The organism is Polaromonas sp. P1_E1_2 (genome assembly GCF_056406035.1).
This window is the reverse complement of sequence record NZ_JBFUAZ010000950.1, coordinates 1-1007: the sequence shown is the minus strand read 5'-3', so window position 1 is coordinate 1007 and position 1007 is coordinate 1. Positions and strand designations below refer to the sequence as shown.

Below are 1007 nucleotides of genomic sequence, written 5' to 3'. Positions count from 1 at the left end.
GAGTTTTTATGGCGCCTTCTGGAACGACCGCATCGATCATCTCGAATCACTTTTGAAAAGGATGGACCAATGAGCAACACCGCAACCCTTAACACCACCACTGCCTCCACTGAAACACGCGCCGTCGTCGTCGAGCGCGAGATCCCTTACCCGCCCGAAAAAATCTGGCGCGCCCTCACGCAGCCGCACCTGATCGAAGAGTGGCTCATGAAGAACGACTTCAAGCCCGTCATGGACCAGCGTTTCAGCCTGCGCGCAGACTGGGGCGCTGTCGAATGCCAGGTTCTGGCCATCGAGCCCGACAAAACGCTGTCTTACACCTGGGCCGCCTATGGCCTTGAAAGCGTCGTCACCTGGACGCTTACCCCCACAGGCACGGGTACACACCTGCGCATGGAGCAGTCGGGCTTCCGGCTGGACCAGGAGCAGGCCTACCAGGGCGCCAAGCACGGCTGGCCGCAGTTCTTTGCCAAGCTCGAACAGGTTCTGGCGCGGGCAGGTTGACTGCCCGGGTCTTCGACACAAGGCATTGAGATGAATGCAATGGCCAAGAAGAAGCCCGATGCGAGCAGGGTGGCGGCAAAGGCAGGCAAGCCGGCCCTGCTCTCAGGCGGCAACCCGCAGATTCCCAAGGGCGAGGGCGATGCACYCGTGCAGGCTTACATCGCGGCCATGCCGGGGTGGAAGCGCGACATCGGCCAACGCCTTGACGCGCTCATCGTGCGCACTGTTCCTGGTGTGCACAAGGCCGTCAAATGGAATTCACCCTTCTACGGTGTGGAGGACCAAGGCTGGTTCCTCAGCGTTCATTGCTTCACGAAGTACGTCAAGGTGGCATTTTTTCGCGGTACGTCGTTGCGCCCCGTTCCTCCTGGCGAGTCGAAAAGCAAAGACACACGCTACCTCGACATCCATGAAGACGACCCCTTCGACGAAGCGCAGTTAGCTGACTGGGTGAAACAGGCCAGCCAGTTGCCCGGCGAAAAGATGTGAACGAACACCAGGCA

The 1007-nt window shown here is 59.9% G+C and carries 2 protein-coding genes; both read left to right on the top strand.

Annotation, left to right across the window (positions count from 1 at the left end; translation table 11 throughout):
* Window positions 1-69: 69 nt before the first annotated feature.
* Window positions 70-504 carry an SRPBCC family protein gene (locus AC1D1P_RS24340; protein WP_477674792.1) on the top strand — a complete coding sequence of 145 codons (435 nt, stop codon included), beginning with the start codon at window positions 70-72 and terminating at the stop codon, window positions 502-504.
* Window positions 505-543: 39 nt separating this feature from the next.
* Window positions 544-993 carry a DUF1801 domain-containing protein gene (locus AC1D1P_RS24335; RefSeq protein WP_477674793.1) on the top strand — a complete coding sequence of 150 codons (450 nt, stop codon included), beginning with the start codon at window positions 544-546 and terminating at the stop codon, window positions 991-993.
* The last annotated feature ends 14 nt before the right edge of the window (window positions 994-1007 follow it).

Bases quoted from the DNA above. Each gene is read 5' to 3' on its own strand.
- AC1D1P_RS24340 (WP_477674792.1), top strand. From the start codon at position 70: ATGAGCAACACCGCAACCCTTAACACCACCACTGCCTCCACTGAAACA.